The sequence below is a fragment of the Mycolicibacillus trivialis genome, assembly GCF_002102395.1.
GTDB classification, from domain to species: Bacteria; Actinomycetota; Actinomycetes; order Mycobacteriales; family Mycobacteriaceae; genus Mycobacterium; species Mycobacterium triviale.
In genome coordinates this window covers 1-24,211 of the sequence record NZ_LQPZ01000040.1, presented here as the reverse complement: position 1 = coordinate 24,211, position 24,211 = coordinate 1, and the positions used below count along the sequence as shown (strand labels likewise).

Annotated in this window: 23 protein-coding genes and 1 pseudogene; 10 read left to right on the top strand and 14 right to left on the bottom strand. The window is 70.7% G+C overall.

The genetic code is table 11. The features are described 5' to 3' along the window. Nucleotides 1-114: 114 nt before the first annotated feature. Nucleotides 115-486, top strand: coding sequence for an OB-fold nucleic acid binding domain-containing protein (locus AWC30_RS14050; protein ID WP_066853495.1), 372 nt, complete (start codon nt 115-117; stop codon nt 484-486). Between the two features lie 57 nt (nt 487-543). Continuing rightward, nucleotides 544-1,191 (top strand): DUF3159 domain-containing protein, encoded by a 648-nt coding sequence (locus tag AWC30_RS14045; protein ID WP_085110847.1) that lies wholly within the window; start codon nt 544-546, stop codon nt 1,189-1,191. On the opposite strand, the gene AWC30_RS14040 is transcribed toward AWC30_RS14045, so the two are convergent. Both AWC30_RS14040 and AWC30_RS14035 read right to left on the bottom strand, forming a co-directional pair. Beyond that, nucleotides 1,185-1,847, bottom strand: coding sequence for a potassium channel family protein (locus AWC30_RS14040; protein ID WP_085110846.1), 663 nt, complete (start codon nt 1,845-1,847; stop codon nt 1,185-1,187). The genes AWC30_RS14045 and AWC30_RS14040 overlap by 7 nt on opposite strands. Before the next feature lie 28 nt (nt 1,848-1,875). After that, the gene (locus AWC30_RS14035) at nt 1,876-2,556 is read right to left on the bottom strand and encodes a potassium channel family protein (protein ID WP_085110845.1); all 681 of its coding nucleotides are present in this window, start codon (nt 2,554-2,556) and stop codon (nt 1,876-1,878) included. Between the two features lie 75 nt (nt 2,557-2,631). Between AWC30_RS14035 and AWC30_RS14030 the strand changes: the two genes are divergently transcribed. After that, nucleotides 2,632-4,629 (top strand): APC family permease, encoded by a 1,998-nt coding sequence (locus AWC30_RS14030; RefSeq protein WP_085110844.1) that lies wholly within the window; start codon nt 2,632-2,634, stop codon nt 4,627-4,629. Continuing rightward, nucleotides 4,626-5,798: a class I SAM-dependent RNA methyltransferase gene (locus AWC30_RS14025; RefSeq protein ID WP_085110843.1), complete on the top strand. Its 1,173-nt coding sequence runs from the start codon at nt 4,626-4,628 to the stop codon at nt 5,796-5,798. The genes AWC30_RS14030 and AWC30_RS14025 overlap by 4 nt, the downstream gene beginning before the upstream one ends. A 266-nt stretch (nt 5,799-6,064) precedes the next feature. Here the strand turns inward: AWC30_RS14025 and AWC30_RS14020 are convergent, their stop codons facing one another. After that, nucleotides 6,065-7,357 carry an ArsB/NhaD family transporter gene (locus tag AWC30_RS14020; protein ID WP_085110842.1) on the bottom strand — a complete coding sequence of 431 codons (1,293 nt, stop codon included), beginning with the start codon at nt 7,355-7,357 and terminating at the stop codon, nt 6,065-6,067. Between the two features lie 4 nt (nt 7,358-7,361). After that, nucleotides 7,362-7,805 carry a CBS domain-containing protein gene (locus tag AWC30_RS14015; protein ID WP_085110841.1) on the bottom strand — a complete coding sequence of 148 codons (444 nt, stop codon included), beginning with the start codon at nt 7,803-7,805 and terminating at the stop codon, nt 7,362-7,364. A 35-nt stretch (nt 7,806-7,840) separates the two neighbouring features. On the opposite strand from AWC30_RS14015, the gene dxs reads away from it, so the two are divergent. Then, a complete protein-coding gene (gene dxs, locus AWC30_RS14010) occupies nt 7,841-9,757 on the top strand; it encodes a 1-deoxy-D-xylulose-5-phosphate synthase (RefSeq protein WP_085110840.1) in 1,917 nt (638 codons plus the stop codon). 15 nt (nt 9,758-9,772) lie between these two features. Here dxs and AWC30_RS14005 read toward each other — a convergent pair whose 3' ends face one another. Both AWC30_RS14005 and AWC30_RS14000 read right to left on the bottom strand, forming a co-directional pair. Continuing rightward, the gene (locus tag AWC30_RS14005) at nt 9,773-11,020 is read right to left on the bottom strand and encodes a ribonuclease D (protein WP_085110839.1); all 1,248 of its coding nucleotides are present in this window, start codon (nt 11,018-11,020) and stop codon (nt 9,773-9,775) included. Nucleotides 11,021-11,022: 2 nt separating this feature from the next. Continuing rightward, nucleotides 11,023-11,613 (bottom strand): DUF3000 domain-containing protein, encoded by a 591-nt coding sequence (locus AWC30_RS14000; protein WP_207568450.1) that lies wholly within the window; start codon nt 11,611-11,613, stop codon nt 11,023-11,025. Between the two features lie 147 nt (nt 11,614-11,760). Between AWC30_RS14000 and hemE the strand changes: the two genes are divergently transcribed. The 4 genes from hemE to AWC30_RS13980 are packed head-to-tail and all read left to right on the top strand — an operon-like array spanning nt 11,761 to nt 15,635. Continuing rightward, the gene (gene hemE, locus AWC30_RS13995) at nt 11,761-12,822 is read left to right on the top strand and encodes a uroporphyrinogen decarboxylase (protein WP_085110838.1); all 1,062 of its coding nucleotides are present in this window, start codon (nt 11,761-11,763) and stop codon (nt 12,820-12,822) included. Continuing rightward, nucleotides 12,819-14,192 carry a protoporphyrinogen oxidase gene (locus tag AWC30_RS13990; protein WP_085110837.1) on the top strand — a complete coding sequence of 458 codons (1,374 nt, stop codon included), beginning with the start codon at nt 12,819-12,821 and terminating at the stop codon, nt 14,190-14,192. Before hemE ends, AWC30_RS13990 begins: the two co-directional genes overlap by 4 nt. Before the next feature lie 4 nt (nt 14,193-14,196). Continuing rightward, nucleotides 14,197-14,892, top strand: a complete 696-nt coding sequence (hemQ, locus tag AWC30_RS13985; RefSeq protein ID WP_085110836.1) for a hydrogen peroxide-dependent heme synthase — start codon at nt 14,197-14,199, stop codon at nt 14,890-14,892. Further along, nucleotides 14,889-15,635 (top strand): class I SAM-dependent methyltransferase, encoded by a 747-nt coding sequence (locus tag AWC30_RS13980; RefSeq protein WP_085110835.1) that lies wholly within the window; start codon nt 14,889-14,891, stop codon nt 15,633-15,635. The genes hemQ and AWC30_RS13980 overlap by 4 nt, the downstream gene beginning before the upstream one ends. Nucleotides 15,636-15,647: 12 nt before the next feature. Here AWC30_RS13980 and msrB read toward each other — a convergent pair whose 3' ends face one another. The 4 genes from msrB to AWC30_RS13960 are packed head-to-tail and all read right to left on the bottom strand — an operon-like array spanning nt 15,648 to nt 19,795. Further along, complete coding sequence (gene msrB / locus AWC30_RS13975; RefSeq protein WP_085110834.1) at nt 15,648-16,064, bottom strand: peptide-methionine (R)-S-oxide reductase MsrB; 417 nt, start codon at nt 16,062-16,064, stop codon at nt 15,648-15,650. Next, on the bottom strand, nt 16,061-17,359 hold the full coding sequence (gene aftC, locus AWC30_RS13970) for an arabinofuranan 3-O-arabinosyltransferase (RefSeq protein ID WP_109562077.1): 1,299 nt from the start codon (nt 17,357-17,359) through the stop codon (nt 16,061-16,063). The genes msrB and aftC overlap by 4 nt, the downstream gene beginning before the upstream one ends. A 32-nt stretch (nt 17,360-17,391) precedes the next feature. Further along, complete coding sequence (locus tag AWC30_RS13965) at nt 17,392-18,960, bottom strand: alpha/beta fold hydrolase (RefSeq protein WP_085110833.1); 1,569 nt, start codon at nt 18,958-18,960, stop codon at nt 17,392-17,394. A 58-nt stretch (nt 18,961-19,018) separates the two neighbouring features. Beyond that, nucleotides 19,019-19,795 (bottom strand): pyrimidine reductase family protein, encoded by a 777-nt coding sequence (locus AWC30_RS13960; protein WP_085110832.1) that lies wholly within the window; start codon nt 19,793-19,795, stop codon nt 19,019-19,021. Here AWC30_RS13960 and zapE point away from each other — a divergent pair. Further along, on the top strand, nt 19,794-20,894 hold the full coding sequence (zapE, locus tag AWC30_RS13955; protein WP_085110831.1) for a cell division protein ZapE: 1,101 nt from the start codon (nt 19,794-19,796) through the stop codon (nt 20,892-20,894). The two genes, AWC30_RS13960 and zapE, sit on opposite strands and share 2 nt — an antisense overlap. 10 nt (nt 20,895-20,904) lie before the next feature. Here the strand turns inward: zapE and AWC30_RS13950 are convergent, their stop codons facing one another. The 4 genes and pseudogenes from AWC30_RS13950 to AWC30_RS13935 form a co-directional block, all read right to left on the bottom strand. Next, nucleotides 20,905-21,411 carry a hypothetical protein gene (locus tag AWC30_RS13950; protein ID WP_085110966.1) on the bottom strand — a complete coding sequence of 169 codons (507 nt, stop codon included), beginning with the start codon at nt 21,409-21,411 and terminating at the stop codon, nt 20,905-20,907. A 92-nt stretch (nt 21,412-21,503) separates the two neighbouring features. After that, a complete protein-coding gene (locus AWC30_RS13945) occupies nt 21,504-22,835 on the bottom strand; it encodes a PE-PPE domain-containing protein (RefSeq protein ID WP_085110830.1) in 1,332 nt (443 codons plus the stop codon). 46 nt (nt 22,836-22,881) lie between these two features. Continuing rightward, complete coding sequence (locus AWC30_RS17850; RefSeq protein ID WP_165756483.1) at nt 22,882-23,511, bottom strand: restriction endonuclease; 630 nt, start codon at nt 23,509-23,511, stop codon at nt 22,882-22,884. A 139-nt stretch (nt 23,512-23,650) separates the two neighbouring features. Further along, a pseudogene (locus AWC30_RS13935) lies at nt 23,651-24,133 on the bottom strand (integrase core domain-containing protein); the annotation flags it as partial. Nucleotides 24,134-24,211: the final 78 nt, after the last annotated feature.

The window sequence follows — 24,211 nt, the reverse complement described above, 5'->3', positions numbered from 1 at the left end:
ATCGTGCCCGCTGTCCCGGACACCGGTGCGCGCGGCCTGCGGGCCGCGTGGCTTTTGACCGGTAACAGGTCTACGGTGTCGGGTGAACGCACACCGCGCTATCAGGAGACACACATGGCCGCGCCCGGAGGGTATCTGCGCCGACTCACCCGTCGGTTGACCGAGGACCCTCAACAGCGTGACGCCGAAGAACTCTGCGACGAGGTGGTCAACACCGGCGCGCAGCGGGTGATCGACTGCGAGCGTGGCCAGGAAGTGACCATGGTCGGCACGTTGCGCAGCGTGGAGGCCAACGCCAAGGGCTGCGCCGGCGGCCTGCGCGCCGAACTTTTCGACGGCACCGACACCGTCACCCTGGTGTGGCTGGGCCAGCGCCGCATCCCCGGCATCGAATCCGGCCGCACCCTGCGGGTGCACGGCCGGTTGGGGCGGATGGACAACGGCGCCAAGGCGGTCTACAACCCGCGCTACGAAATCGAGCAGTAAGCAACCCGACGATGAGCGGTAACCCGCGGTGACGGCCGCGCACACCAGGGGCGAGACGTGAGCGACGACACGCAGGGCTTCCAGCGCATCCTCGACCAGATCGGCGGGGTGCGCGGGGTGATCTACTCTTCGCTGCCGGTGCTGGTGTTCGTGCCGGTATCCAGCGTGTTCGGGCTGCTCGCCGCGGTCGTCGCCGCACTGAGCACCGCTGCGGCGGTGCTGGTGTGGCGGCTGATCCGCCGCCAATCCACCCAGCCGGCGATCTCGGGGTTCTTCGGGGTCGCGATCTGCGTGCTCATCGCCTACCTCACCGGCGAATCGCGGGGCTATTTCCTGCTCGGCATCGTGATGTCGCTGTTCTGGGCCGTGGTGTTCGCGGTGTCGATGCTGATCCGCAGGCCTGCGGTCGGCTACCTGTGGAGCTGGGCCGGTGGCCACGGCCACGGCTGGCGGCAGATGCCCGCGGCGGTGTACCTGTTCGACCTGGCCACCGCCATCTGGGTGCTGGTGTTCGGCTCCCGGTTCGCGGTGCAGGCGGCGCTGTTCAACGCCGATCAGACCGGCTGGCTGGCGGCCGCGAAGATCGGGATGGGCTGGCCGCTGACGGCGCTGGCCGCGGTGATCAGCTACCTGGTGATCAAGGCCGTACAGCGGCGGCTGACCGTCGAGGCCGCGGTCGAGCCGGTCGGCGAGCCGGCTCAATGAGCCGGTAGCAGCAGCCCCCGCAGCGCCTCTTCGGATTCCTCGGCGGCCACGAACAGCAGCTCATCGCCGCCCTCGAGCGGTTCGTCGGGCTGCGGCACGATCACCCGCGGTCCGCGCAGGATGGTCACCAGTGCCACATCGCGGGGCAGCTCCAGTTTGCGCACCGGGCGCCCGCCCCACGGGGTGTCGTCGGGCAGGGTGATCTCGACCAGGTTCGACTCGCCCTTGCGGAACGTCATCAGCCGCACCAGGTCGCCGACGGCGACGGCCTCCTCGACCAGCGAGGCCAGCATCCGCGGCGTCGACACCGCGACGTCGACGCCCCACGCCTCGGTGAACAGCCATTCGTTGCGCGGATCGTTGACCCGGGCCACCACCCGCGACACCGCGAACTCGGTCTTGGCCAGCAGCGCCAGCACCACGTTGGCCTTGTCGTCGCCGGTCGCGGCGATGACCACGTCGAACTCCTCGAGGTGCACCGCCTCCAGCAGGCTCAGCTCGCAGGCGTCACCGAGTTCCCACTGCGCGGCGGGCAGGGCGTCGACGTCGACGTGGTCGGGGTTGCGCTCGATCAGGCAGACCTCATGGCCACTGTCGACCAGCTCCCGGGCGATCGAGCGGCCGACGGCACCCGCCCCGGCGATCAGCACCTTCACCTGTGTCGCATCCTTCCGTGTGCCGCGCTCACCCGTGCCCCCGCTCGAGGTCGCCGCTGGGCGGCAGCGCCGCGATGGCCACCGCCTCGGCGGCGTGACCGGAGACGGCCGCGACGTACACCTGGTCGCCGGCCTGGATCACGGTCTTGGGCTCGGGCAGCAACCCGGAGCCGAACCGCAGCAGAAACGCCACCCGCGAGCCCGTCGCCGCTTCCAGATCGGTGACCCGGTGGCCCACCCAGTCCTCGTGCAGCACCACCTCGACCACCGCGACGGTGCCGGTCGGGTCGCGCCACTTGGCGGTCTCGGTGTCGCGGGTCAAGATGTTGAGCAACCGATCGGTGGTCCACGGCACGGTCGCCACGGTGGGGATGCCGAGCCGCTCGTAGACGGCGGCACGCTTGGCGTCGTAGATGCGGGCCACGACGCGTTCCACGCCGAAGGTCTCGCGGGCCAGCCGGGCCGAGATGATGTTGGAGTTGTCGCCGGAGGACACCGCGGCGAACGCACCGGCGTCCTCGATCCCGGCCCGCAGCAGCACATCCCGGTCGAAGCCCATGCCCTGGACCCGCTCGCCGGTGAACTCCGGGCTGAGCCGGCCGAACGCCGCGCTGTCGCGGTCGATGACGGCCACGTCGTGGCCGATCCGGGCCAGCCCGTCGGCCACCGAGGAACCGACCCGGCCACACCCCATCACTACAACCCGCACCCGAGGTCCTTTCGGTGACGTTTTACGTACCGGGAACGCTACCGGCATCCCACAGGAGGCATACTCTTGGCTCTCGTGTCCAAACTCTCCACCGCCGCGCGCCGCCTGCTGCTGGGCCGGCCGTTCCGCAGCGACCGCTTGCAGCACACCCTGCTGCCCAAGCGGATCGCTCTGCCGGTGTTCGCCTCGGACGCGCTGTCTTCGGTCGCCTACGCGCCCGAGGAAGTGTTCCTCATGCTGTCGATGGCGGGTCTGGCCGCGTATTCGCTGACGCCGTGGATCGGTCTGGCGGTCGCTTTCGTGATGCTCGTGGTGGTCGCCAGCTACCGCCAGAACGTGCACGCCTACCCGTCCGGCGGTGGCGATTTCGAAGTGGTCACCACCAACCTGGGCCCCAGCGCGGGGTTGACCGTGGCCAGCGCCCTGCTGGTCGACTACGTCCTGACCGTGGCGGTGTCGATCTCCTCAGCGGTGTCCAACATCGGTTCGGCGTTTCCGTTCATCGCCGACCACCGGGTGCTGTTCGCGGTCGCGGCGATCGTGGCGGTGATGGCGCTGAACCTGCGTGGCGTGCGGGAGTCCGGGGTCCTGTTCGCCATCCCCACCTACGCTTTCATCGCGGCGATGGCGGTCACGCTGGGCTGGGGGTTGTTCCGGATCGGGGTGCTAGGCGACCCGCTGCAGGCGGAGTCCGCGGCGTTCGAGATGCACGCGGAGAGCACCGCGTTCACCGGGTTCGCGCTGGTGTTCCTGGTGGCGCGGTCGTTCTCGTCGGGGTGTGCCGCGTTGACCGGGGTGGAGGCCATCAGCAACGGCGTCCCGGCGTTCCGCAAACCGAAGTCCCGCAACGCCGCCACCACGCTGCTGATGCTGGGCGGGATCTCGGTGGCCATGCTGATGGGCATCATGGTGCTCGCCCAGCAGACCGGGGTGAAGATCGTCGACGACCCCGCCACCCAGCTCGGTGGCGCACCGGCCGGCTACCAGCAGAAGACGCTCATCGCCCAGCTCGCCGAAACCGTGTTCGGCGGCTTTCACCTCGGTTTCGTGCTCACCACCGCGGTGACCGCGCTGATCCTGGCGCTGGCCGCCAACACAGCCTTCAACGGCTTCCCGGTGCTCGGCTCGGTGCTGGCCCAGCACAGCTACCTGCCCCGCCAACTGCACACCCGAGGGGACCGGCTGGCCTTCTCCAACGGGATCCTGTTCCTGGCGATCGCCGCGATCGCGGTGACCGTCGCCTTCCAGGCGAAGGTCACCGCCTTGATCCAGCTCTACATCGTCGGGGTCTTCGTCTCGTTCACGCTCAGCCAGATCGGCATGGTCCGGCACTGGACCCGGCTGCTGCGCACCGAGACCGACCCGCGCACGCGGCGCACGATGATGCGCTCCCGACTGGTCAACACGGTGGGGGCGGTGTGCACCGGCACCGTGTTCCTGGTGGTGCTGGTCACCAAATTCGTTGCCGGAGCGTGGATCGCGATCCTGGCGATGGCGGTGTTGTTCGCGTTGATGAAGATGATCCACCGCCACTACGCGACGGTCAGTGATGAACTGCGCAGGCAGACCGAGGACGAGTCCGAGACGGTGCTGCCCAGCCGCAACCACGCGCTGGTCCTGGTGTCCAAACTGCACCTGCCGACGCTGCGCGCGCTGGCCTACGCCCGCGCCACCCGCCCGGACATGCTGGAGGCGATCACGGTCAGCGTCGACGACGCGGAGACCCGACTCCTGGTGCACGACTGGGAGGAGAGCGATGTCACCGTGCCGCTGAAGGTGATCGCCTCCCCGTACCGGGAGATCACCCGGCCGGTGCTCGACTACGTCAAACGCATCGCCAAGGAATCGCCGCGCACGGTGGTGACGGTGTTCATCCCCGAATACGTCGTCGGGCACTGGTGGGAACAGTTGCTGCACAACCAGAGCGCGCTGCGGCTCAAGACCCGGTTGCTGTTCGTGCCGGGCGTGATGGTGACCTCGGTGCCCTGGCAGCTGGACTCCTCCGAGCGGCTCAAGACCCTGCAGCGTCGCGTCGCACCCGGCGACACCCGGCGCGGCTTCATCGACCCGTGAACACCGGCCTCATCGTGCGCACCGACGCAGCGGCCAACGGCGGACGCTGCGTGGCCCGCCACGACGGCCGGGTGGTGTTCGTCCGCGGCGCGCTGCCCGGCGAGCGGGTCCGGGTGCGGGTCACCGAACAGCGCAGCGCCTATTGGCACGCCGAGGTGCTCGAGGTGCTCGACGCCGCACCCGGTCGGGTGGAGTCGCTGTGCCCGATCGCCGGTGTCGACGGCTCGGGCTGCTGCGATCTCGCGTTCGCCGACCCGGCCACGGCGCGGGCGGTGAAGACGGCGGTGGTGGCTAACCAGTTGGCCCGCCACGGCCGGCACGACTGGGCGGGACAGACCGAACCGTTGGGCGACGGCGAGGTCCTGGGCTGGCGCACCCGGGTGCAACTCGACATCGACCGGCAGGGCCGGCCCGGGTTCCACCGCTACCGCAGTGACGACCTGGTCACCGACCTGCGCTGCGGTCAGTTGCCCCCGGCGCTGACCGACGGGCTGGCCGGCGTCGCGTGGCCACCGGGCGCCCGGTTGCACGCCGTGCTCGACGACGAGGGCACCCGACACGTCGTCGTCGCCGGACCGGGGCGGCGGCGCCGGGTCGCCGACGGCGCCTACCACGGTGTGCACCGGGTGGGTGCGCGGACCTGGCGGGTGCCGGTGACCGGGTTCTGGCAGGCCCACCTCGACGGCCCGCCGACCTACAGCGCGCTGGTGACCGAATGGGCGCAGCCGGCGTTCGGGGAGACCGCCTGGGACCTCTACGGCGGCGCCGGGGTGTTCGCGGCGGTGCTCGCCGAGGCGGTGGGGGAGAGCGGGCGGGTGTTGAGCGTCGACACCGCCCGCGGTGCGTCCGGCGCGGCGCGGGCCGCCCTGGCCGATCTGCCGCAGGTGCGGGTGGTCACCGATTCGGTGCGTCGCGCGCTGGCCGCCGAACCCGCCGGCGCCGACGTCGCCGTCCTCGACCCGCCGCGCACCGGGGCGGGCCGGCAGGTGATCGAGCTGCTCGCCGCCGCCGGGGTGGCGCGTGTCGTGCACATCGGCTGTGAGGCGGCGTCGTTCGCCCGCGACGTCGGTCTCTACCAGCAGCACGGCTACACGGTGGCCGACGTGCGGGTGTTCGACGCGTTCCCGCTCACCCACCATGTGGAGTGCGCGGCGTTGCTGACCCGGTGACGGGGCTGGGCGTCGCGCCGCGTGCCTCCCGCGCCGCGCACGTCCAGCGCCGCGCGCCTCCCGCGCCGCGCGCCTCCCGCGCCGCGCACGTCCCGCGCCGCGCGCCTCCCGCGCCGCGAGATTGAATCCATGCAGGGCGCTTCTCGCACTTTTCCTGCATATTTTCACTTTCGCGGAGGTAAGGGTGGGCCGCGGGAAGTAGGTGGCGGGGATGGCGGGGACGTGGATGGCGGGGACGTGGATGGCAGGGCCGCGGGGCCGCCCGGTCAGCCCCACACGAAGTAGCGCAGCCACAGATAGGGCACGCACAACCCGACCGACACCGCGGTGACGATCGCGCCCTTGCGGGTGAACTCCCAGAACGAGATCGGCGTCCCGGCCCGGCGGGCGATGCCGAGCATGACGACGTTGGCGCTGGCGCCGACCGCGGTCAGGTTGCCGCCGAAGTCCGCGCCCAGCGCCAGCGCCCACCACAGCGCGCCCTGGTGGTCGGGCCCGCCGGCGGCGGCCGCCAACTCCCCGACGATCGGGGTCATGGTCGCGACATAAGGGATGTTGTCGATGACACCGGAAACCGGGGCCGACACACCCAGGATCAGCATTGTGGTCAGCAGCATGTCGCCGCCGGTCACCTCGATCGCCGAACGGGCCAGCGACTCGACGACACCGGTCTTGACCAGCGCGCCGACCATGACGAACAACCCCGCGAAGAACAGCAGCGTCTCCCACTCGACGCTGGAGAGGTACTCCGAGCGGCCCAGCTTGGACAACAGCACCAGCACCCCGGCGCCCAGCAACGCCACCACCGACGGCTCGATGTGCACCACCGAATGGCCGATGAACGCCGCGAACACCGCCGCCAGCACCACCCCGCAGCGGATCAGCAGCCCGCGGTCGCGGATCGCCTCGCCCTCCTCGAGCGCCATCACGTCGGCGACCCGCTCGGGGTCGACGGTGAAACTGCCGCGGAACAGCCACGGCAGCAGCGCGATGAACACGACGACGACGATCGCCACGATCGGCAGCATGTGCACCAGGAAGTCGTTGAACGTCAGCCCGGCGCGGCTCGCGATGATGATGTTGGGCGGGTCACCGACCAGCGTCGAGGCGCCGCCGATGTTGGAGGCGAGCACCTCGGCCATCAGGAACGGCACCGCGTTGATCGCCAACCGGTCGCAGACCAGCAGCGTGACCGGCGCGATCAGCAGCACCGTGGTGACGTTGTCCAGCAACGCGGAGGCCACCGCGGTGATCAGCACCAGCAGGATCATGATGCGCAGCGGCGACCCGGCGGCCCGCTTGGTCGCCCAGATCGCCGCGTACTCGAACACCCCGGTCTGGCGCAGCACCGAGACGATGATCATCATGCCGAACAGCAGGAAGATGACATCCCAGTCGATGCCGGTCTCGCGGGAGAAGAAGATGTCGTCGGAGCCGACCATCGGCAGGCAGACCACCACCGCCGCCCCGACGAGGGCGGCGACGGTCTTGTTGACCCGATCGCTGGCGATGAACAGATAGGCGACCACGAACGCGGTGATCGCGATGGCCGCTGTCACCGGTTCAGTGTCCCAGGGCGGTCTGCAGCAGCCGCGAGGCGGTGATCACCCCGAGGAAGGTGCCGTCGCGGTGCACGGCCAGCAGCGGGCTGTGCAGCCGCGCCATCCGCGCCGCCACCTCGATGACGGTGTCGTCGGCGTCCACCGGCGGCACGTCGTGCAGATGATCGGGCAGCACGGCGCGCACCGTCTTTCCGGCCAGCTTCTCGGCGATGCGGTCGGCCATCTCCTCGTTGAGTACCCCGGCCAGCGACGGGTCGTCGTGGACGTATTGCGGCACGATGAACGCCACCACCTGAGAGGCGGGCAGGATCGCCGACGGCCGCCCGTCGGCATCGGTGACGACGATGCCCGGAAGCCGGTGTTCGGCGAGCAGCCGGGCCGCCTCCAGCGCCGGCGTGTCGAGTGTCACCACCGGGAAACTCTCGGCGATGTCGGCGGCGTGCATGTGCGACACCCTAGCGCGCTGCGTAGACTGACCAGATGCTTCACCAGATCCGCGGTCCCGCTGATCTGCAACACCTCAGTCACCCGCAGCTGGCCGACCTGGCCGGCGAGATCCGCGAGTTCCTGATCCACAAGGTTGCAGTCACCGGCGGTCATTTGGGCCCCAACCTCGGGGTCGTGGAACTGACGTTGGCTCTGCACCGGGTCTTCGACTCGCCGCACGACCCGATCGTGTTCGACACCGGACACCAGTCCTACGTGCACAAGATGCTCACCGGCCGCTGCCGCGACTTCGACACGCTGCGTAAGAAGGACGGCCTGTCGGGCTACCCGTGCCGCGCTGAGAGCGAGCACGACTGGGTGGAGTCCAGCCACGCCAGCGCCGCGCTGTCCTACGCCGACGGGCTGGCCAAGGCGTTCGAGCTGACCGGGCACCGCAACCGGCACGTGGTCGCGGTGGTCGGTGACGGTGCGCTGACCGGCGGGATGTGCTGGGAGGCGCTGAACAACATCGCCGCCGCCAACCGGCCGGTGGTGATCGTCGTCAACGACAACGGCCGCAGCTACGCCCCGACTATCGGCGGGTTCGCCGAGCACCTGGCGGCGCTGCGCCTGCAGCCCGGCTACGAACGGCTGCTCGAGGAGGGGCGCCGGCTGATCCGCGGCATCCCGATGATCGGCGAGTTCAGCTACCAGGCGCTGCACAGCGTCAAGGTGGGCCTGAAGGACGCGCTGAGCCCGCAGGAGATGTTCACCGACCTCGGCCTCAAATACGTCGGGCCGGTCGACGGCCACGACCTCTCCGCGCTCGAGCTGTCGCTGAGCGCCGCCCGCTCCTTCAACGGCCCCGTGATCGTCCACGCCGTGACCCGCAAGGGCGCCGGCTACGCCCCGGCCGAAAACGACGAAGCCGAGCTGATGCACGCCACCGCGCCGATCGACCCGCTTACCGGCCAGCCCACCACGGTGGCCGGGCGGGGCTGGACGGCGGTGTTCTCCGACGCCCTGGTCGAATTCGCCAACGTGCGCCGCGACGTCGTCGCGATCACCGCGGCGATGCCCGGACCGACCGGACTGGCCGCGTTCGGCGCCCGTTTCCCCGACCGGCTGTTCGACGTCGGCATCGCCGAGCAGCACGCCACCGCGTCCGCCGCGGGACTCGCGATGGCCGGCCTGCACCCGGTGGTGGCGATCTACTCCACCTTCCTCAACCGGGCCTTCGACCAGATGTTGATGGACGTCGCGCTGCACAAACTGCCGGTGACGTTCGTGCTGGACCGCGCCGGCATCACCGGCCCCGACGGCGCCAGCCACAACGGCATGTGGGACCTGTCGCTGCTGGGCATCGTGCCCGGAATGCGGGTGGCGGCTCCGCGCGACGGCACCCGGCTACACGAGCAACTCGGTGACGCGCTCGGCGTCGACGACGGCCCGACCGCGATCCGCTTCCCCAAAGGCGACGTCGGCGAAGACATCCCGGCCGTCGAACACGTCGACGGCATGGACGTGCTGGCCCTGCCTGCCGACCAGCTGGGCGATGACGTGCTGCTGGTGGCGGTGGGCGCGTTCGCCCCGATGGCGCTGGAGGTGGCGCAGCGACTGCGCAACCAGGGCATCGGCGTGACCGTGCTCGACCCACGCTGGGTGCTGCCGGTGCCGGCCGGGATCGGCACCCTGGCCCGCGCACACAAGCTGGTCGTGACCCTGGAGGACAGCGGAGTGGCCGGCGGGGTGGGCTCGGCGGTGTCGGCGGCGCTGCGCCGCGCCGAGATCGACGTGCCGTGCCGCGACCTGGGGCTGCCGCAGCAGTTCTACGACCACGCCTCCCGTGGCGAGATCCTGGCGGAGTCCGGTCTGACCGCCCAGGACATCAGCCGCCAGATCACCGGCTGGGTGGCGGCGCTGGGCGCCACCACACCGGTGGACACCGAGGTCGGCCAGCCCGCCGAGTAGGCGATACGGCCGGGCTCAGGAGTCCAGCGCCGTCGCCAACGCCGGCACCACCAGCCGGCGCTGCCAGGACCGCGCCCCACCGGCGCGCAGCACGTCCTCGACCGCCGCGGCGGTATCCGCGGAACCGGCCCAGTCCCAGCACAGCCGGCGCACCAACTCCGGGCTGAGGAGGTTCTCGGCCGGGACGTCGACCTGCTCGGCGACCGCGCTGATCGCGGCGCGCGCGGCCTCCAGCCGGGCGGCGGCCTCCGGCTTGCGTTTTGCCCACCGCACCGCTGGCGGCGGCCCGGAGTTGGACTCCGGGCCGGGTGGGGGAGCCGGGCTCTCCCGGGCGGACGCCAGCGCGGCGACCCACAGTTCGGCGTAGCGGCGCTGTTTGGGGCCGCCGAAGATGGGCCGCTCCAGCAGTTCGGCGACCGTCCTGGGGTCGGTGAGCGCGGCGTCGATGATCGCGCGGTCCGGCAGGATACGGCCCGGTGCGATGTCGCGGCGCTGGGCGAGGCGGTCGCGCACCAGCCACAGTTCGCGCACCGCGGCCAGCCCCCGGTCGCCGCGCACCTTGTGGATCCCCGAAGTGCGCCGCCACCGGTCGCGACGGGTGGGCGGCGCCTCGAACTTGCGCAGATGATCGAACTCCTCTGCGGCCCAGTCGGTTTTGCCCTGCTCCACCAGGACGTCGGCGATCGCGTTGCGCAGTTCGATGAGGACCTCCACATCGAGTGCGGCGTAATTCAGCCACTCGGCGGGCAGCGGCCGCTTGGACCAGTCGGCGGCGCCGTGGCCTTTCGCCAACCCCAACCCGAGCAACCGCTGCACCATTGCGGCCAGGTTGACCCGGTCGAAGCCGGCCAACCGGCCGGCCAACTCGGTGTCGTAGAGCGCAGGCGGGCGCAAACCCACCTCCGCCAGACACGGCAGGTCCTGGTCGGCGGAGTGCAGAATCCACTCCCCGTCGGAGAGAGCCTCGGCGACCGGTTCGAGCAGCGCGGCCGGGTCGGTGCCGTCGCCGACCGGATCGATCAGCACGGTCCCGGCGTCCGCGCGCCGGATCTGGATGAGGTAGGCCCGGTTGGAGTAGCGGAAACCCGAGGCGCGTTCGGCGTCGACCGCGAACGGGCCGCGGCCGGCGGCGAGCCGATCGGCGGCCCGAGCGATCTCGTCGGCGGTGACCGAGACCGGCGGCACCCCGCCACGCGGGGCGCGCAACGGGGTGGCGGTGGGCTCCTCGGCGCTCGCGTCGGTCCCGTCGACGGTGTCGGACATCGTCAGCCGCGCGACCGCGTTCCCAGCTTGGTCACCCCGACCGGCGGCAATCCGGAGGCGTGTTCGAGGACGTCGCAGAACGCCTGGACGTGGCCGCCGAGCTCGGGGCTGGTCGCCGTCCACGAGGCGCGCAGCTCCAGCTGGTGGGCACGCTCGGGCCCGGCGATGTCGCCGTAACGCACCGAGGTGGTGGCCGTCACCGTCCCGCCCAGCGCGGTGACCTCGCTGGTCCGTGCCTCGAGCGCCTCGACCAGCCAGCTCCACACCACTTCGGGCATCAGCGGGTCCATCGCCTCGCTGGCGTCCAGGTCCGCCTGGATGTAGGCCACCAGCCGCATGGTCCCGTCCCAGGCCTCGGAGCCCTCCGGGTCGTAGAGCAGGATCAGCCGGCCGAACGCGTCCTGGTCGGAGAGCTCGGATTGCGCCGCCAGCGCGTCGAGTTCGAGCTGCTTGATCTCGGCGCCCAGCGCATAGCTGTAGGGCGCGAGGCGTTGTGGCGGCCGGATCGGAGCCAGCTCGATCTCCGGCCGCGCCGTGGCCGCGGCCATCGTGGCCACCGCCTCGCGGAACGGGGCCGGTTCAGTTGAGGTCAAGCGCTGCTCCTCTTCCTCACTTGACGGTGTCGCCGGCGCAAGGCACTTGCAATCCACGCTAACCCGGGTCTCGGACGGGATCCGGCAGGCGCGCCGACCGCGACGGCCCCGATCACCCGCGGCACGGCCGTGGCAGCATAGACGGCGATGAGTACCCGTCGTGAGCTGCCCAATTCCGCCTATCTGGCCGCCGCCGCCGGCCGCACCCCGCACCGGACCCCGGTGTGGTTCATGCGCCAGGCCGGCCGATCACTACCCGAATACCGGCAGCTGCGCGCCCGGCACACCATGATGGAGGCCTGCTTCGACGCCGACCTGGTCACCGAGATCACCCTGCAGCCGGTGCGCAGGCACGGGGTGGACGCGGCGATCCTGTTCTCCGACATCGTGGTGCCGCTGCGCGGCGCGGGCATCGACCTCGACATCGTCGCCGACGTCGGCCCGGTCATCGCCGAACCGGTGCGCACCGCCGCGGACATCGACGCGATGCCGGCCCTGGACCCCGACGGCGTCGCACCGGTCGCCGACGCGGTGCGCGCCCTGGTCGGCGAGCTGGGTGAGGTCGCGTTGATCGGCTTCTCCGGCGCCCCGTTCACGCTGGCCTCCTACCTCATCGAGGGCGGCCCCAGCCGCAACCACGCACGGACCAAGACGATGATGCTGGCCGAGCCGGCACAGTGGGATGAGCTGATGACCAAGCTCACCGACATCGCGATCGCCTTCCTGACCGTGCAGATCGATGCCGGTGTCGACGCCATCCAGCTCTTCGACTCCTGGGCCGGCACGTTGTCGCTGGCCGACTACCGCCGCTACGTGCTGCCGCACAGCGCCCGGGTGTTCGCCACACTGGCCGACCGCGGGCTGCCGATGACCCACTTCGGGGTCGGGACCGCCGAGTTGCTCGGCGCGATGTCGGAGGCGCTGCCGCGTTCGGCTGCCGGGGTGGTCGGGGTGGACTGGCGTACCGCCCTGCCTGCCGCGGCCGGCCGCGTCGAAGCCGGCACCGTCCTGCAGGGCAACCTCGACCCGGTGGTGCTGCTCACCGGCTGGCCGGCCGTCGAGCGCGCTGCCCGCGACGTGGTGGCGGACGGCAGGCAGGCGGTGGCCGCAGGCGCGGGCGGTCACATCTTCAACCTGGGGCACGGCGTGCTGCCCGAGACCGACCCGGGTGTCCTCACCGACCTGGTGGCGCTGGTGCACTCGTTGTGAACGTAGGCGGCTACGCCGTCGTCGGCGGCGGCATCTCCGGCCTGACCGCCGCCTACCGGCTGCGGGCCGCGCTCGGTGCGGACGCCCGGATCGTGCTGTTCGACCCCGCCGAACAGCTCGGCGGGGTGCTGCGCACCGTCGAGGTGGCCGGGCGGGCGATGGACGTCGGCGCGGAGGCCTTCGTCCGCCGCCGCCCCGAGGTGCCCGCGCTGCTGGCCGAACTCGGTCTCGGCGACCGGGTTCGGGACACCACCGGGGTGCGCCCGCTGGTCTACAGCGGGGCCGGCCTGCACCCGATGCCCACCGGCACCCTCAACGGGATCCCGTCGTCGGCGCAAGCGCTGTCCGGACTGGTCGACACCGCCACCGTGGCCCGCATCGACGCCGAACCGGACCGGGCCCTGCACTGGCGGCGCGGCGCCGACCCGACGGTGGCCGAGTTGGTGGGGGAGCGCTTCGGGGAGCAGGTGGTGACCCGCTCGGTGGACCCGCTGCTGGCCGGGGTCTACGCCGGGTCGGCGAACACGATCGGGCTGCGCGCCGCCGCCCCCGGCCTGGCTGCCGCGCTCGACCGCGGCGCCCCCAGCCTGCTGGCCGCGGTGCGTTCCGCGCTGCCCGCACCCACCGGCGCACCGATCTTCGGGGCGCTGACCGGGGGTTACCGGGTGCTGGTCGACGAACTGACCCGCCGGGCCCGGCCCGAGCGGGTGCGCACGGCCGTGTCGCGACTGCGCCGGTCCGGCCCCGGCTGGGAACTCACCGGCGCCGACGGCACCGCCCACCGGGCCGACGCGGTGATCCTGGCGGTGCCACCGCACCGGCAGGCGGAACTGCTCGGCGAGGCGGCGCCGCGGGCCGCGGCGCTGGCCGCCCGCATCCCCGCCGCCTCCTCGGCGGTGGTGGCGCTGGCACTGCCGGCGGGCACCCCGATCCCCGAACACTCCGGCGTGCTGGTCGCCAGCGGGGAGCGGCTGCACGCCAAGGCGATCACCCTGTCGTCACGCAAATGGGGTGTCGATGCGGCGGGCCCGGAGTTGCTGCGGGTCTCCTTCGGCCGGTTCGGGGACGGTGGGCGGACCGTCGAAGCCGGCGACGACGAGCTGCTGGCCTGGGCGCGGGAGGATCTCGCCACCGTGCTCGGCGTCGAGGCGGACCCCGCCGACTCCGCTGTCGCCCGCTTCGTCGACGCGATGCCGCAGTACGGGCCGGGTCACGGCGAGCTGGTCGCCGACCTGCGCGCCGACCTGCCCGCCACGCTGGCGGTGGCCGGCAGCTTCCTCGACGGGATCGGGGTGCCGGCCTGCATCGCCGCGGCCACCGCGGCGGCCACCAGGGTGCTCGGGGCGGCCGCGCCGACCGTGGCACGATAGGGATATGACCCGCCTTGACTACGACGCGTTGAACGCCACCCTGCGCTACCTGATGTTTTCGGTGTACTCGGTGCGGCCCGGGGTGCTCGGTGACGACCGGACCGCGGTCATCGAGGAGACCACCGAGTTCCTCAAACGCCAGGAGGACAACGGGGTGGTGGTGCGCGGCGTCTACGACATCGCCGGGTTGCGCGCCGACGCCGACTTCATGATCTGGACCCACGCCGAGCGCATCGAGGCGCTGCAGGCGACCTACTCCGACTTCCGGCGCACCACGACGCTGGGGCGCGCCAGCACCCCGTTCTGGAGCAGTGTGGCGCTGCACCGGCCGGCCGAGTTCAACAAGAGCCACCTACCGGCGTTCATCGCCGGGGAGGACCCGGGCGACTACATCTGCGTCTACCCGTTCGTGCGCTCCTACGAGTGGTACCTGCTGCCCGACGAGGAGCGTCGCCGCATGCTCGCCGAGCACGGCATGGCGGCCCGCCCCTACAAGGAGGTGCGGGCGAACACGGTGCCGGCCTTCGCGCTCGGCGACTACGAATGGCTGCTGGCGTTCGAAGGTCCCGAACTGGACCGGATCGTCGACCTGATGCGGGACCTGCGTGCCACCGATGCGCGCAGGCACACCCGCGAGGAGACCCCGTTCTTCGTGGGACCGCGGGTCGACGTCGAGCGCCTGGTGACGGCCCTGCCGTGACGCAACCGCCGGCCGACCCCAACCTGTTCGACGAACGCTACCGCGACGCCCACACCTCCCACGGTCTGCCGACCGCCACCCCGTGGGACGTCGGCGGGCCACAGCCGGTGGTGCAGCGCCTGGCGGCGCTCGGTGCGATCCGCGGGCAGGTGCTCGACCCGGGCACCGGGCCGGGCCACAACGCGATCCACCTGGCCTCCCACGGGCATGCGGTCACCGGGATCGACGTGTCGCCGGCGGCGCTGGAGCGGGCCCGGAACAACGCCGAAAAAGCCGGGGCGAGCGTCGAATTCGAGTTGGGCGACGCCCGTACCCTGGACGGGATCACGAACCGGTTCGACACCGTGGTGGACTGCGCCTTCTACCACACGTTCGCCACCGACGACGAGCCGCAAACCGAGTATGCGCGGGCGCTGCACCGGGCCACCCGGCCCGGGGCGCGGCTGTTCATGTTCACCTTCGGTGAGGGCACCGTCAACGGATTCCGGATGCCGCGGTCGTTGTCGCGGAATCACTTTGAGCGGTTGCTTCCCGACGCCGGCTGGCGGTTGGATTACGTGGGTCCGACGACCTACCGGGTGCACGTCAGCGGTGCGACGTTCGGGCAGATGGCCGAACGCAATCCGGCGCTGGCCGACCGGATCGCCGAATTACAGGAGCGGTTCGCCGTCATCGAGCCGTGGCTGACCGACGGCATAGCGCTGGCCCCGTTCTGGGAGGTCCACGCCACCCGGCTGGACTGAGCCCGCCGGTTCCTAGCCTTCGGCGGGTTCCAGGCGCAGCGAGATCGAGTTGATGCAGTACCGCTGGTCGGTCGGGGTGGGGTAGCCCTCGCCGACGAAGACGTGACCCAGATGGCTGTGGCAGTGGGCGCACAGCACTTCGGTGCGCGACATGCCCAGCGACTCATCGGGGCGCAGCAGCACCGCCTCCGAATGCGACGGGTCGAAGAACGACGGCCACCCGCAGTGCGAGTGGAACTTCTCGGTGCTGCGGAACAACTCCGCACCGCACGCCCGGCACTGGTAGACGCCTTCGGTCTCGGTGTCGGTGTACTCACCGGTGAACGGCCGCTCGGTGCCGGCCTGTCGCAGCACCGCGAACTCCTCGGGGGTGAGCCGCTGCTGCCACTGCTCCTCGGTCAGGTCGAGTTTCGGACGAGGTGAGGTCATGCCTCCACGCTAGCGCGGGCCGGCGGTTGCGGCATCCACGGCGGATCGATGCCCTCGTCGAGGCGATCGTCGTCCTTGGCGTCGGCGTAGCGGAAGTACAGCACGCAGAACACCACGATCAGGATCAGCGACCAGCCGTAGGTGATCCGCAGATACTCCAGCGCGCGTCCGGTGGTCGGCCAATGCCCCAGCAGCCACCGATCGGCGCTCATGAACCCGTAGATCGCCAACCAGGCCGGCCAGTTCCGAAGCACCGAGTTCGGCAGCACCACCGTCATCAGGAACGGGAACAGCATCATCGAGTAGTAGCCCTGCCCCAGCGAGAGCACCAGGAACGAGGTCACCAGCAGCACACCGGAGGACGTCGTCATCCAGAACAGTGGGTCGCGGCGCCGGTAATAGCGGTAGAGCAGCCACAGGCTGGCGATCGCGAGCAGGGTGAACCCGATGCGCAGCGCGGTGATCAGCCACATCGGCAGCCCGTAGTAGACGCCGTTGCCCAGGATCGAGCTGTTGAAGTAGTCGCGGGTGGAGAAGATGTAGGGCAGGGTGCGGCGGAAGAAGTCGATCGGATCGGCGATCAGCGGAAGTGCGGCCAGGTTGAACGCCACCGGCACCGCGAACGCGGTGACCAGCGCCCGCCACTGCCGGTTGAGCAGCGGCAGCAACAGCAGTGGCCCCAATAGCGGTTTGACCACCAGGCTCAATCCGATGGCCGCTCCGGCCAGCCACTGACTGTTGACCTTGCCGTCGAGCAGCCAGCGCAGGAACAGCACCTCCAGCAGCAACACCACCCCGTTGATGTTGGTGAACACCAGCGTGTTGATCACCGCTTCGGTGCAGAACATGGCGGCCAGCAGGGCGGGGGCGGCCACCGAAGCCAGCGTGTAGTTGAACAGCCGCAGCAGGAAGTATGCGGCGAGCACGATCGCCAGCGTGTTGAAGAAGATGAACCAGTAGCGGGAGGCGTCCACCGGCAGGTAGCCGAACGGCGCCATCAGCAGTGTCCCGCCCGGCGGGTACAGGTAATGCGGGTCGACGAAGTCGAAGTTCTCCCCGTAGACGCTCAACCCGCGTTTGAAGTTGACCACCGCGGTGTAGACCGGGCCGAAGTCATCGGTGATGTAGCCGTTGGTGGCCAGCACGTAGCTGCGGTGGATGACGAACAGGATCGCCAGCGGCCACAGGACGGCACGCAGCACCGTCGAGGTCGTCGGGGGAGTCGAACGGGGCCGGAAGGCGGCCGACGCGAAATCGCGCAGGCCGGAACCCCGAGAATCTGCGAGCGCCACCAGCGCACCCTATAACGAAGCGGGAACCGGCCGGCTCAGGCCGGGCAGAACGTGTCGGTCTCCGGCAGCACACCGCTGACCAGGTAATCGATGAGCGGCGGCAGCGCGCAGCCGGAGTAGATGGCGGCGCCGTGGCCCACCCCCTGCCACATCACCCGCTTGCTGGCGGACCCGGCGTTGAGGACGGTGGCGGCCGTGGCGGCCACCCCGGAGCCGACGATCGGGTCGTTCTTCGCCACCCCGAGCAACAGCACGTCGACGCCGAGGTCGGCGGGCGGCTCGGTGGGATTGCTGGACGGCCAGGGCAGGCAGCGCACCATGTCGAGGGCGGCCACCGTGCCGAACTGCGGGTACTGCTTGCCCCAGGCCACCACCAGCTCCCGCACCCGGTCGGGAGTGGGGCGGTTCAACGCGTCGCTGCAGGAGTTGATGAACTGCCCGTCGCTGCCGCGCAACCACTGCGCCCGGTCGACCATCTCGGTGAGCAGGCGGGTGTCGCCGGAGCGGGCGGCGGCCAGCGCGTCGGCCAGTGCGGTGGTGCTGCCCACCGGGTCGGTCGGCGGGAACCCCAGCGCGGTGGTGATCGCGTGCACCAGCGCGGCCACCGAGATCCCGCCGGGGCCGCGGCCGGCCCGGGCGTCGGAGATCAAGGCGTCGACCGCGCCCTTGGGATCGGGGCCGAGTGCGCACTCGACTGCGGCGCACTGCGCGGCGAACGCGTCGAGCGCGGCCTGTTGACCCTGCACCCGCTGTTCCGCCACGTTCTCGGCGGAGACACCCAGGGTGAGCGGGGAGTCCAGAATGAGCCGGGCCACCTTGTCGGGGTGGGAGGAGGCGTAGGCCAGCGCCACCTGGGCGCCGTTGCCCACCCCGGCCAGCGCCAGCCCCGGCACGTCGAGGCGGCTGCGCAGCGCCTCCAGATCCTCGGCGGCGTGGGCGTTGTCGTAGGCGATACCGCTCTGCGGCACCGCGTCGGTGCAGTTGTTGGCCGCGGTGATCGCGATCGTGTTCAAGGCGGCCACCGGGTCGTCGCCCGGCTCGAACTGGGCCTGGTCGGCGATGTCGCGGCGGTCGTAGGAGTCCAGACAGGTCGCCGCGCTCGACAGCCCGATCCCGCGGCGGTCGACCGCGATGATCGGGTGGGTGTCGAGCACGTCGGCGCCGGCCCGCGACAGCCAGACCGGCAGCTGAACAGAGGACGGCAGATCGGTGCCGGTGGTGAACACCAGGGGGCCGGCGTCGTCCGGTGTCTTGTCCGATTTGGCTTGCACCACACCGATGTTCACGGTCGCCGAGGATCCGCTGAGCGGGTCGAGGTCGGCGTCGAACGTCGTGCACTGCAGTGTGATCCCCGGGATCTTCGGCACGTGCGCGTCGTCGAAGGTCTTGGTGGTGCACTCGTGCCACGTCATGTCGTTGTTGGGCGCACTGACCGGCGGTGGACCTTCCGGCGCGGCGCTGGTGGTGACCTCGCCCTGCGGGTGGTCGGCGTCGGTGGCGTAGCGCGGGTCCGCGCCGGGGGCGGCGGGCACGCAGCCGGCGAGCACCAGGGTCACTGCAGTGAGCACGGCCGAGGACACCGCGAGCCGGGGGCGCCGAGTCATGCCGACCACAGTAGCGAGTGCCGGACGGGGGTCCGGTGCGCCTTGTCGCGGGTCATCGTCAGTCGGTGCCGACGGCGTAGCGGGTGTAGAGGTACCCGGCGGTGTCGGTGAGCAGGTGGACCGGGTGCATCGCGGTCTGGAAGCCGACCGGGCCGGTGGTGATCCGGCGTGCCTTTCCGCCCACCAGCACCGGGGCGACGGTCAAACACAGCTCGTGCAGCAGCCCGTGGTGGGTCAGGGTGCCGTGCAGGGTGGGCCCGCCCTCGGTGAGTACCCGCACCAGGCCTCGGTCGGCGAGGTGGCGAAGTGCGGTCGGCGGGTCGACGGCGTCGGGGTCGGCGGCGGAACAGTCGAGCACCTCCGCGGCGTCGCCGAGACGCTCGGCGACCAGCGGTGCGGAGGCCGTGCTGGTCAGTACCAGCGGCGGGACATCGGTGTCGGTGAACACCTTCATGTCCGGGTCGAGGCGCCCGGAGCGGGTGACGACCGCGATCGGGGGCACCTCGGCCTGCCCGGCCCGCCTGCGGGTGTCGCGGGCGGCGGCGTCCAGCTTGACCCCGCCGTAGTTCTCCGCGCGCACCGTGCCGGCACCCACCATCACGACGTCGGCCAATGCTCGCAGCATCGCGAAGATCTGCCGGTCGCCCGGCCCGGCCAGCCCGCCCGAGCGGCCGTCGAGGGTCGCCGCGCCGTCGACGCTGGCGATGAAGTTCGACCGCACGAGGCAGTCCCGGAGGCCGTCGGGGTAGGCGTAGAGCTCACGCAACCGGGCGGTGTCGACCGGTTCACCGGCCTCGAGCAGTGTGAGTTCGGTCCCAGCGCCGCTTTCTGCCATGACCTACATTGCAGCACGTCGCTACAGTGCCTGCATGCACGACCCTGACTCCGCCGGTTCCGACGGCCCGATCGCTCACCTGGTCGACCGCAATCCGACCGTCTCCCCGGAGCGGTTGATCGCCCAACTGGTGCCGCCGCCCACCTTCGTCGACGTCAGTTTCGGGAACTACCTGCCCGATCCCGCCGAGCCCACCCAGGCCGAAGCGGTGGCCGCCTGCGCGCAGTTCTGTGAGCAGGCGCTCCAGCGGCGGGCGGGCCGGCGCAAGCTGTTCGGCAAGCGCGAGGTGCTGCCCGGGGTGGGGCTGTATCTCGACGGTGGTTTCGGGGTGGGCAAAACCCACCTGCTGGCCTCCACCTACTTCACCCTGGCGGCCTCCGACGGCAGTGCCGCCGCCTACGCGACCTTCGGTGAGTTGACCCAGCTGGCCGGGGTGTTCGGGTTCGTGGAGTGCATCGAGCTGCTCGCCGACTACACGGTGGTCTGCATCGACGAGTTCGAACTCGACGACCCGGGCAACACCACGCTGGTCTCCCGGCTGCTGGCGCAACTGGTGGAACGTGGCGTGTCGGTGGCCGCGACCTCCAACACGCTGCCCGAGCAACTGGGCGAGGGCCGGTTCGCCGCGCAGGACTTCCTGCGCGAGATCAATACGCTCTCGGAGATCTTCACCACCGTGCGCATCGAGGGCCCCGACTACCGGCAGCGGGGGCTGCCTGCCGCGCCGGAACCGCTCAGCGATGACGCGGTGGTCGCGCGCGCCGCAGGCGGTGACGGGGCGACGCTGGACGATTTCGACGCGCTCTGCGACCACCTGGCCACCATGCATCCGTCCCGGTACCTGTCACTGATCGACGGGGTGAGTCGGGTCTGCCTGACCGGAGTGCACCCGCTGGAGGACCAGAACGTGGCGCTGCGGCTGGTCGCACTGGTCGACCGGCTCTACGACGCCGGTGTCCCGGTGGCCGCCTCCGGTGCACCGCTGGACGCCATCTTCAGCGAGGAGATGCTCGCCGGGGGTTACCGCAAGAAGTACCTGCGGGCCACGTCGCGGCTGCTGGCGCTGGGTGCCGCGCAGGTGGCGCCGGTCGGCGACTAGCTCGGCGGGCTCAGAGGTTCCACTGGGCGAGGTGTTCGCCGTTGATGGCGTCGAGGAGCACCACGTTGGTGACCAGGTCGCGGTAGACGTGCCAGTAGACGCCGCCGTTGACCGTCGACCCGGCCGGTGCGTTGGCCAGCAGCGTCTCCAGCGAGTCGGGGGCGTCGGTGTGCTTGGAGACGTAGGCGTCGGCGAACGGGGTCACGCCGCGGAAGGTGAGCCGGACCGAGGGGGAGTAGGCCTGCGGGCTTTCGATGACGTGCACGGTGACCCCGGCACGCCAGGGGCCGCCGGCCTCGCGGTAGCCGGGATGCCCGGTCCAGGTCCAGCCCGGCGGCACCGGGACGGGTTGCACGTCGTGGACGGTGACGTCGGCGACGATGCCGTTGTCGGTCTGGATCCGGAGGGTGTCGCCGAGGGGGCCGATCGGGGCGTCGCCGACCGCGCCGGCCGGGGCGGCGACGGCGATGGTGGCCGCGGTGAACAGACCGAACAGCAGCGCGAGTGCGCGGCGCATCATGCCTCCCGGAGTGTGGTTATCCGTCGCATGATGGCACATCGGTGAGTCGGTGGCGGCCAGTTGGGTCAGGTGGCCGGGTGGCGGCGGGGTCATCCGGTCAGGCCGGTGAGCAGTGCGGTCACCCAGTCGAGCAGGGAGCTCAGGCCGAGCTGTCCGGCGAGATCGCCGAGGTCCAGCGGTGTCGCTGAAGTGGCGAGCCAGGCGGACAGCAACTCCCACAGTGAACCCGGGGCGCCGTCAACCATGCCGGTGTTGATCGCCGCGTTGACCAGTGTGGTCAGCGCCGGGCTGGTGATCGGGTCGGCCAGCTGGTAGGTCGCCGGGTCGAGCAGGTCGTCGACGAAATCGGTGAGTCCCTGCCATGCGCCGCGCAGCAACGCCTCGGGTAGGTCCAGCCAGGTGCAGCCGGCCACGCAGTGCAGCTCGGTGGGAAACAGGCCGATGGTGGTGGCCAGGTCGGCCGGCCCGGAGTTCCAGCCGTCGGTGATGCTGCCGTAGCCGAGGTTGACCAGGATCCGCAGGTCGGGTTCCAGCAGGTCGGCGAGGGGCCGGCCGGCCACGGGTACCAGCCGCAGCGGGTCGAGCAGCGGCAGGGTATCGGCGCGGATCATGTAGTAGTCGGTGAGGTCGCCGACGGTGTCGAGTTGGACGACGTTGGCGGGGTTGACGACCCCGGGCGACGACCAGAGGTCGTTGTAGTCGAAGCCCAGATACTTCAGGTGCTGGGTGAACAGTCCCACCAGGGCGTTGAGCGTCGACAGCGGGTTGAGCGGGTAGCGGGGGAAATCGGCGTAGCCGTCGTATTCGAGGGTGAACACGTCGGTGGGGAACAGGTTCGGGGTGGGGTTGCCCAGCGTCATCTCGAACATGCGGGAGAGGTCGCGGATGAGTGGCAGGTCGAAGCTGGTGAGCATGCCGCCGTTGGGGTTGGCGGAATTGCCGACCAACACGAAGTGCACGAGATTCGGATCGACGTGGTCCGCGGCGAGCTGGTTCATGGTCAGTGTCGAGAGCGCCGAGCTCTGCGAGTAGCCGAACACGTACACCGGGTTCTCGGTGCCGAGGTTGTCTTTGATGGCATCGGTGAGCAGCCGGGCGCCCTCGGCCATCGACCAATCGGGGTGCTGGCCCATCAACTCCGGGGTGTAGAACGACTGCGCGGTGCCGCCGAAGCCCAGCGGTTGCAGGTAGAGCCGACTGGCGCTGTCCACCCAGCCGTCGCTCGGATTGGGCACCCCGCTGCCGCCCATCACCAGGGCGGGCGGCACGGTGGCCACGTCCGCGTCGGTCTCGGCGGTGAGGTGCACGGCGAACGTCGCGAGGTCCAACAACGGTGTGTACCGGGGCAACCCGAACAGCCCTGCGGCGGTGATCGTCACAGCGGTCAGAGCGGCGCCGGCGCGCCGTTGCACCGGGTGCATAGGGGTAACTGTCCGCCGAGGCGGGCGCCCAGGCAAGGGTTTGCGGTTATTGCTCTTCGGGAGGCGCCGGTTCGCGGGTGGCCGCCCGGCGGATGTGGTCGGGCAAGACGCCGAGATGACGGCGGCCGACCAGGACGCAGTCGTGGGTCTCGGCGAGCCGGCGGGCGGCGGCGGTGAACCCCTGGTTGGTGACCACCATCGTGCGGCGGCAGTCCTGCATCGGGGCGCCGGCCACCACCTCCTGCACGGCGGCGGCGCCCACCGGCCTGCTTTGGCGCTTGCATTGGATGGCGAGGCGGTCCGGTCGGTGCCCGACGACGATGTCGACACCCCAGTCTCCGGTGGCGCCGGTCATGATGACCGGCAACCTGCTGGCCCGTGCCGCATCGGCGACGAAATCCTCGAACTCCCAGCCTTCCATGGTGTCGATCGTGGCCAGGTCCCGCCGCGCGCGGCGGGCTGCCCGGCCGGGCAGGGAGACCGGAGCCGACGCCGAGACCGACGGGCGGGTGACGGCCAGCGACGCCGAACCCAATGCCGCAAGGGAACGCAGCACCGCCCAGGTGAGCACCGGCGCGGCGATCGTCGCCGCCAACACCTGGGGCGGGGCGAACCCGGACCGGTAGGCGAGGACACCGGCGACCACACCGATCGCCAGCAGCAGCTTGGCCTTCACAGCCGGTCAGGGTAGGGGGGAGGTCGGACAGTCCGGGCTAAGAGTGGCGGGAAAAGCGACGCCGACATGCGGAAACGCTGATGAAGCCCAGCCTGTCGTCGAGCAGATCTTGAGGGGGACCCGTTTGGTGGTCCAGCCGCTATGCGACTTTCGGTTGGTGGGTCGCGGCCCACTGTAGGGCAAACTCGGCGGGGGTGCGGTCGCCATGGGCAGAGTGAGGCCGGTTGGCGTTGTAGTCCATCCTCCAGTCCTCGATGATCACCCGGGCTTCCAACAGCGAGTCGAACCGCCACAGGTTGAGCAGCTCGTCCCGCAGGCGGCCGTTGAACGATTCGATCCAGGCGTTCTGCCACGGCGAGCCCGGATCGATGAAAAGCGAACCAGCACTGTTGAATCGACACCAATCAGCTACGGCGTGCGCGACGAACTCGGGACCGTTGTCGAAACGCACATAGTGCGGCGCCCCATGGAGGAGTGCCAGGCGATCCAAGACGTCGACGACACCATCGGCGTCGATGGAGCGATCCACTTCGATGGCGAGTGCTTCGCGGGTGAACTCGTCGATCACGTTGAGCATCTTCAGGGTGCGTCCGTCGGCGGTGGTGTCGAACTGAAAATCCATCTGAGGGGGACCCGTTTGGTGGTCCAGCCGCTATGCGACTTTCGGTTGGTGGGTCGCGGCCCACTGTAGGGCAAACTC